This window comes from Nocardia yamanashiensis NBRC 100130, assembly GCF_001613325.1.
Classification (GTDB): Bacteria; Actinomycetota; Actinomycetes; order Mycobacteriales; family Mycobacteriaceae; genus Nocardia; species Nocardia yamanashiensis.
This window is the reverse complement of sequence record NZ_BDCD01000019.1, coordinates 283,103-291,118: the sequence shown is the minus strand read 5'-3', so window position 1 is coordinate 291,118 and position 8,016 is coordinate 283,103. Positions and strand designations below refer to the sequence as shown.

Sequence of the window (8,016 nt, the reverse complement as noted above, 5' to 3'; positions counted from 1 at the left end):
CAGGGTGAGTTTGCTGCGTCTTATGGCACAACCGGCGTGGCGGGGAACAACGCGTGCCGCGGGTTCCGTTGTGCAAAGCATGGATTCGGCTGTGCGAGAACCGGCTACCGGCCGGCCGAGGCTGCGGGTGACGCTGAGTTATCTGCTGCTGCTCGCCCTGTCGACGATCGTGCTCACAGTCCTGAACGACGCCGCCGCAACGAAGGTCGTCCTGCATGCCAGCACCAACCTGCACAACCTCCTCCACGGCCACGTCGGCACCCTCTTCTCCAGCGCACTGATCATCGGCGACGACACCGTCGCCTGGGGCGTGCTGATCATGTTCGGAGCCCTGCTCGCCTTGTCGGAGTTGAGGTTCGGCGGCCGCCGGCTCCTGGCGGTCTTCCTCGCCGGTCATATCGGCGCGACCCTGCTGGTGGCCATCGGACTCTGGATCGGCGTCCACCAAGACTGGCTCCCGGACAGCATCGCCTCGGCCGAGGACGTGGGAATCAGTTACGGCGCCATGGCTTTGGTCGGCGCACTGATCGCCTCCATCCCCAGCGACTTCCGATTCCTCTGGGCCGCAGGCTGGTCCGCCCTGGCCATCGACGCAGTCCTGGCCGGTCGCACTTTCACCAATGTCGGCCACCTCCTGGCCCTCGCCATCGGCTTGGCCCTCGGCTACCGCATGCTCAAAGCCACCGACACCCCACGCCGCCGCCTGACCTGGATCGAAGGCGCACTGCTCGCCTTGGCCGTACTTTTATCAGCGGCGCTGCTCATCGGTTGATGCGAAGATGCCCGGGTGAGTTGGGATCCGGAAGAGTTCGTCATCCGCCGCACCTTGCGCCTGCCGCTGGTCGAGGGACCGGCCGGGGACGGTGCCGCCGCGACCCGGCAGTTCGATGCCGTGCTCATGTCGGTGGGGTTCAAACTGTCGAGCGAACTGTTCGCCCGATTGTCCGCTCTGGCGGCGCCGGCGGTCATCGATACCGCCGTGCGAGTGCTGCCGGTCGTGCGGCGGATGGCCGGTGCGCACGTCCAGCACAATGCCTACTTCAAGCGATTCCCCGCGAATGTGCCGGACACCGTGGAGTTCTGGCTGTCCTGTCTGCTCGATGCCCTCACCGATGAGCTCGCTGCCGCCCGCATCGAAGCCGATGCCGAGCAGGGGCTGCTGAACCTGCTGGCGCTGCCGAAGTACGGCCGGTACCAGCACAGTTACGCGGACCTGGTGGCGGCGCACGATGAGCTGCTGGCCGCACCGAGCGACCGGGTGACGGTGCTGCATTCCGGCGCCGCCCTGGCGGACGAGGTATCCGCGCTGTATCTCGCACTGGCGGGCAGTGCGATTCCACTCGGCGACGACGATGCGGCGGCCTTGCGTGAGCTGGCGTTGTACTGTGCCACCGGCCCGCAGCCGCCGTCGATTCCGGTGCGGGAGCATCGCGCGATCGTCAACGAGGTGCGGCTGGCGGCCGGCGCCGGACTGCTGGTGGACACGGTGACCGATGTGCTGCGGTTGGCCTGTCTGCTGTCCGAAGGCGATGTCTCGCTATTGACGCCCACCCGTTTCCGTTCGCTGCCGCGTCGTACCCGGCGCGCGCTGCTGGCCGCTCTCGATGCGGTGGTGGCGGCGCAGCCCGCCAAGCTCGGAGATGTCGCCGCGCACCGGGAGGCCTGGAAGCGGCTCGGCGAGCGCCTGCATCCGCACGAGTTCCCGCGCTGGCCGGATGCGGCGGCGGTGTTCGAGGTGGCGCGTGGGGAGCGGCGAGCGCCGTCCTTCCTGTCGCGGCTGGAGGATTTGCTGTCCACCGGCGAGGTGGCGACGGCAGCCGAATTGCTGTGTTCCGCACCGGGTCTGCTGTTTCGTTCGCTGGATCGGCTCTTGCGTGCGGCCGCCACCGATGCCGATCGTGCGGCGGTGCTGGCCGCTGTCGAGGCGACGATCGGCGCGGTGTCCGGGCGGGTGTTGATCTCTGTGCGTGAGCATTTGGAGAATCGCGCCGGGGTGATCGGATCCGGTGCTGCCGCCGATGTGCCGGTGGGGTCCGGCATCGGGCGGCGGGTGTTCACCAATCGGCTGGGCCGGGGCCGGGTATTCGCCGATACGCGGGCGCCGATCGATACCGGCATACTCGAGCGTTTGTGCGCGCTGCTGGACGCCGAGCTGCGTCGCCGCCTGCCCGCGCGCCCGCGCGTGGTGATCGATCCGGACATGCTGGATGTGGCGCTTCCGTTGAGCGGCAAGGGGATCGGACACGGTCTCGGTGTACTGCCGCGAGGTTCGGTCAGCCGGGTGCACGGTGGCCTGCTCCGGTTCTTCGTCTACTGGCACGAACGCAGCGAACGGACCGATTTCGATCTGTCGGCACTACTGCTGGACGCGGACTTCGAGGAGCGCGGCTGGTTGTCGTACACCAACTTGACCGAGGTCGGTGGTACGCACTCCGGTGACATCACCGAGGCGCCGGACGGCGCGTCGGAATTCATCGAGATCGACCTGCACAAGGTGCGTGCGTTCGCGGTGCTGCCGCAGGTGAACATCTACACCGGTGAGGGTTTCGACGAGGTCCGCGAGTCGTTCTTCGGATTCATGCTGCGCGAGGCGTATCAGGCCGGTCTGCCGTACGAGCCGCGCACCGTGCGGATGAAGTCGGAGCTGCGTGGCGCGGGCCGGGTCGCGTTTCCGCTGGTGTTCTTCCGGTACGGCACGGAGTGGCGGGTGAAATGGCTGCACCTGAATCTGGCGGGCGAGCCGGATTACAACCGGGTGGAGGAGAATTCGGTGACCACCTCGGATCTGGCGCGCGCCGTGCTCGCCCGGAAGTACCTCGGAGTGGGTTATCTGGCGGAGCTGATGGGCGCCGCGGCGGAGCTGTGGGACGGCGAAACCCTCACCGAGCCTGTTACTTTCATCGGTCTGACCAGCCCCGACGGTCTGCCCGCGGGCTGCGAGGTCTTCACCCCGGAGAATCTCGGTGACTTGATCCCGTCCTGACTGCTACCGTGGGTATCGGCGAGGCCATGGGGGAGCTTCCTTCTAAATTCTTTTGGGTAGAAATTCCAGCGCCTTCGCTCTCCTCGCCGCCCTTGTGGCCGATTGCCTTGTATTACAGGCTTTTCGGCAATCCGAACGGTTCGAACCGTTCTGGTCCGTGGAATGCCGTGACCCGCTCGATGCCCGTCGGCGTCGCCGTGAGCACCTGGATCGAGTGGGCTTCCCCGTTCAGGTACATGGCGAAGGCCGGCTGCCCATTGGCGGCGGTGGGAATCATGCGGACGTCACCCGCCTGTGACGGGCATTGCGTGGCGATCAGGTGCACGACACTGGGGCGGCCGGCGAACCATTCGCGAATCGGCGGCATCTCCCAGACGACGTCTTCCTTCAAGAGCTGTGCCAGCGCGTCCATATCGAGTGATTCGAACGCCGCGGCGTACCTGTCCAACACGGCGCGCAGCATGGGATCGTCGGGTTCGGTGATGCGGTCGGCGTCGGTGGCGCTGTCCGCGAGAGTCGCGTGCGCGCGTTGCAGCGAGCTGTTGACCGCCGTGGGGGTGGTGTCGAGCAGGCTCGCCACCTCGGTTGCCTTCCAGTGCAGTACATCTCGCAGGATCAGCACCGCTCGTTGTTTGGGCGGTAGACACTGCCAGGCGGCGATGAGCGCGAGGCGGGTGCCGTGCCGGGCGGCGACGATCGCCTCGGGATCGGTCGTCTCGAGGTACGCGTCCGGGATCGGTTGCAGCCACGGGACGGAGTCGCTGTCGGGGCCGATCCGCCCGCGGTATTCGGTGGGGTCGCCGAGTCCGGAAGGCAGGACCCGCCGACTGCTGTGTTCGAGTGCGTTGAGGCAGGTGTTGGTGGCGATCCGATACAGCCAGGTGCGGACGGACGCCCGGCCTTCGAATTCCGGGTAGCCGCGCCAGGCGCGCAGCAATGTTTCCTGCACGAGGTCTTCGGCGTCGTCCACGGAGCCGACCATGCGGTAGCAGTGGGCGAGCAGCTCACGCCGATACGGCATGGTGCGGAGCGCGAACTCTTCGGTGTCGATCATCCGATGTCCTTCCGGGTCGAGGCGGCCGGCGGAGCCCCCCATATATCGACAGCGCGCACTGCGGAAAGTCATCGGCGGGTACTCGATGACTTTCCGCGGCACGCCGGTCGGTACTCGTACGGGATCGATTGGAAGGACTCGCATGAGTACGTGGGCGGTTTCACGGGCTGCGCAGCGCTGGGTGCTGGCGCTCGGCGCGGTGGCTTCGATGATGGCGGCATTGGACACCCTGGTGGTGTCGACGGCCTTGGGCACGATCCGGGAGGATCTCGACGCTTCGCTGCCCACGCTGGAGTGGACGGTCAACGGCTACAACCTCAGTTTCGCGGTATTGCTGATCACGGCCGCGGTGGTCGGAGACCGCTTCGGCCGCAGGCGCATGTTCGCGGTGGGGCTCGCCGTCTTCGTGGCCGGTTCGGCGGCGTGTGCGGTATCGCCCGCGGTCGGACCGCTGATCGCGGCGCGAGTAGTGCAGGGCGTCGGTGCGGCGTTGATCATGAGCCTGGCGCTGGCGTTGGTCGGTGCGGCTTTTCCGCCCGAGCGCAGGGGTGTCGCTATCGGAATTCTGGAAGGCGTGACCGGGCTTGCGGTGGCCTGTGGACCCCTGGTGGGCGGGGCCATCGCGGAGGGGTTGTCGTGGCAGTGGATCTTCTGGGTGAACGTGCCGATAGGTCTGCTGGCGATACCTTTGGTGCTGACCAGGATTCCGGAGGGTTTCGGCTCCGAGACCGCGTTTGACGGCATCGGCCTGTTGCTGGTGACCGCCGGCGCACTGGGCGTGGTGTGGGGGCTGGTGCGCGGGAACATCGCGGGTTGGTCGAGCCTGGAGATTCTGCTGACGACGAGCGGCGGCGTCGCCGCGATCGTGGCCTTCGCGGTGTGGGAATCCCGCACGCGCACACCGATGTTTCCGATTCGCTTGTTCAGCTCTCGTGGATTCGCGGCCGGCAATGTCGCGATCTTCCTGACCTTCGCCGCTCTCTTCGGCGCGGTGTTCTTCTTCGCGCAATTCATGCAGTCGGTATTCCATTACGGACCCCTCGGCGCGGGGCTGCGGCTCTTGCCCTGGACGCTCACCCTGTTCTTCTGTGCCCCGCTGGCGGGAGCGCTGGCGGACCGCGTGGGTGAGCGGCCGATCATGGTGGTGGGCTTGCTCTTGCAGGCCGCGGGCATGGGCTGGGTCGCGCTCCTCGCCGATCCCGGAATGTCCTACACCCGGATGATTCCGGCGCTGGTGCTCTCGGGAATCGGGGTATCCATGGCTATTCCTACCGCGCAGAGTGCGGTTGTCGGGGCGGTCCCGCACGGACTCATCGGTAAGGCGGCCGGCGCCAACAGCATGATGCGCGAACTCGGTGGCGTCTTCGGAATTGCCGTGGTGGTCGCGATTTTCGCCGGTTTCGGCGGTTACGGTTCGGCCGCGGAATTCGTTGCCGGATTCGGCCCCGCGATCGCGGCCGGGGCGGTCATGTCACTGCTGGGCGCGCTGGTGGCGCTGGCCCTGCCGGGACGTGCGGCGAAAGCGGTTGACCCGACCGGAAATCCAGGTGACTTGATATCCGCCTGACTGTTACCGTAGCCCCGGCGAGGTCAGGGGGTTCGGCTCTGCTCGCCGCGGGACTCGTACCAGGAAGGGAGCCGGTCATGCGTTCACACGCTGCTGTCGTGGCTCGCCCTCGCTACGAGGTGATCCTGGTGTCTTCGCCGGCTCGGTGCCGGCTGCGCGGCCGGTACTGAGTACCCGGACCTCATTCATTCCGTAATTCCCGGTCCGGGAATCGCGCTGTCCTGTCCAGGATCAGCACGAAGGACGTAAGACCGTGCGTACCAATGTTTCCCGACAATCTCTCGCCACCGTTCGCAACCTCGGCATTCTCGCGCACGTCGATGCGGGGAAGACCACCGTCACCGAGCGGATGCTGTTCCTCACCGGTATGACGCACAAGCGCGGTGAGGTGCACGACGGCACCACTGTCACCGATTTCGATCCGCAGGAACGCGATCGCGGCATCACCATTTTCGCGGCGGCCGTGAGCTGTGAGTGGAACGGTCACCGGCTGACCGTGATCGATACGCCCGGGCACGTCGACTTCTCCGATGAGGTGGAGCGTTCGCTGCGCGTATTGGACGGTGCCATAGCGGTTTTCGATGCGGTCGCCGGTGTGGAGCCGCAGAGCGAATCGGTGTGGCGGCGGGCGGATCGCCATGTCGTGCCGCGCATCGCGTTCGTCAACAAGATGGATCGCGCCGGGGCGGACCTGGAGGCGGCCGTCGCGTCGATTCGCGCACGGCTGCACCCGAATCCGCTGCTGGTGCAGTTGCCGATCGGCAGCGAAGACGAGTTCACCGGCGTGGTGGACCTGGTTCGCATGCGCGCCGTGGTGTGGGCGGACGGGGTCGCCGGGCCCGTCGTGGAACCGATTCCCGATCACCTCGCCGAGCAGGCGCGCGACCGTCGCCGTGCATTGGAAGAAGCAGTAGCAGAACATGATTCGAACGCTTTGGAGGAATATGTCGAACACTCGGCACTGGCCGACGACACCCTGTCCGCGGCCCTGCGCGCGCTGACCCTTTCGGGTGCGGCCGTCGTGGTGCTGTGCGGTGCGGCCTACCGCAACCGTGGCATCGAGCCGCTGCTCGACGCCGCCGTGGCCTACCTGCCCTCGCCGCTGGATCGGACGGCCGATCCGGCGGAATCGCTTGCGGCACTGGTGTTCAAGGTGCACGCCACGCCCACCGGCCGGCTCACCTTCGTACGCCTGTACTCGGGCGAGCTGCGCAAGGGCGACACGGTGCTGGACGCGGGTCCGGGCCGGCGCGAACGCATCGCCCGCATCCTGCGCGTGCAGGCGGATCGGCACGAGGAGGTGGAGGTCGCGACCGCCGGCGATATCGTCGCGCTGGTGGGTCCGAAGCAGGCCCGGGTCGGCGCGACCCTGTGCGCACCCGAGGCTCCGGTCCTGCTGGAACCGCCGAATCCGACGGATCCGGTGATCTCGGTGGCGGTCGAGGCCAAGAACAATGCCGAGGCCGAGAAGCTGGCCGTGGCGCTGTCCCGGATAGCGGAGGAAGACCCGTCGCTGGTGGTCCGCACGGACCCCGAAACGGGTCAGACGCTGCTGGCCGGTATGGGCGAACTGCACCTCGAGGTCGTGGTGGAGAAGCTGCGCCGCGACCGCGGCCTGGTGGTGACCGTCGGCCAACCGCAGGTCGCCTACCGGGAAACCGTGGTCCGCGGAGTCACCGGCTTCACCTACCGCCACGTCAAGCAGGACGGCGGTTCCGGACAGTGGGCGCACATCGTCCTCGACGTCCGGCCACTGAGTGCATCTCGTGACAGCGATGCCGCTCCCGGCCTCGTCGAGCACGAGACAAGCGGTTTCGACACGGCCGCCACCGGTTTCGAGTTCGCCTCCACCGTGGTGGGCGGCCGGGTGCCCGCCGAGTTCGTCCGTGCAGTCGAGCAGGGCTGCCGCGACGCACTCGCGACGGGTCCCCTGGCGGGCCACCCGGTGACCGGGCTGCACGTCACGCTGGTCGACGGCGCGACGCACAGCAAGGACTCCTCCGAGCTGGCCTTCCGCACCGCGGCCCGCCTCGGCCTCCGGGACGCCCTCCGCGCCAGTGCGATGGCGATCTTGGAACCCGTGGTGGAAACGACCGTCACGGTGCCGGAGGACTACGTCGGCGCCGTCCTGGGCGACCTGTCCGCCCGCCGCGCCCGCGTCTCCGGTTCGGTGACCCGAACCGGCGTCGTGGTGATCACGGCAGCCGTCCCCCTAGCCGAACTGTTCGGCTACGCAACCCGTTTGCGCAGCCGAACCCAAGGCCGAGGCACCTTCACCACCCGCCCGCTCGGCTACGCCCCGGCCCCGTAACCACGGGACCAGTCGGTGGCGGCGTACCTGCTACGCCGCCACCGACTTCCGCCCCGATTCCTACACCCGAAGGGCGCGTATTGATTGTTGTCGCGACTACG

At 67.5% G+C, this 8,016-nt stretch carries 5 protein-coding genes; 4 read left to right on the top strand and 1 reads right to left on the bottom strand.

Annotation, left to right across the window (positions count from 1 at the left end; translation table 11 throughout):
- Positions 1–91 precede the first annotated feature (91 nt).
- Complete coding sequence (locus NY1_RS22995; protein WP_233434438.1) at positions 92–772, top strand: rhomboid-like protein; 681 nt, start codon at positions 92–94, stop codon at positions 770–772.
- Positions 773–787: 15 nt separating this feature from the next.
- Positions 788–2,983, top strand: a complete 2,196-nt coding sequence (locus NY1_RS22990) for a TerD family protein (RefSeq protein WP_067716920.1) — start codon at positions 788–790, stop codon at positions 2,981–2,983.
- 112 nt (positions 2,984–3,095) lie between these two features.
- Here NY1_RS22990 and NY1_RS22985 read toward each other — a convergent pair whose 3' ends face one another.
- Positions 3,096–4,037, bottom strand: a complete 942-nt coding sequence (locus NY1_RS22985; protein WP_067716917.1) for a sigma-70 family RNA polymerase sigma factor — start codon at positions 4,035–4,037, stop codon at positions 3,096–3,098.
- Positions 4,038–4,179: 142 nt separating this feature from the next.
- Here NY1_RS22985 and NY1_RS22980 point away from each other — a divergent pair, with 142 nt between their 5' ends.
- Positions 4,180–5,604, top strand: coding sequence for a DHA2 family efflux MFS transporter permease subunit (locus NY1_RS22980; RefSeq protein ID WP_067716915.1), 1,425 nt, complete (start codon positions 4,180–4,182; stop codon positions 5,602–5,604).
- A 253-nt stretch (positions 5,605–5,857) separates the two neighbouring features.
- The gene (gene fusA / locus NY1_RS22975; protein WP_067716912.1) at positions 5,858–7,915 is read left to right on the top strand and encodes an elongation factor G; all 2,058 of its coding nucleotides are present in this window, start codon (positions 5,858–5,860) and stop codon (positions 7,913–7,915) included.
- Positions 7,916–8,016: the final 101 nt, after the last annotated feature.

What these genes read in the sequence shown, in the direction of transcription:
- NY1_RS22985 (WP_067716917.1), bottom strand. Translation starts at nt 4,037, where the DNA reads ATGATCGACACCGAAGAGTTCGCGCTCCGCACCATGCCGTATCGGCGT.
- NY1_RS22980 (WP_067716915.1), top strand. Translation starts at nt 4,180, where the DNA reads ATGAGTACGTGGGCGGTTTCACGGGCTGCGCAGCGCTGGGTGCTGGCG.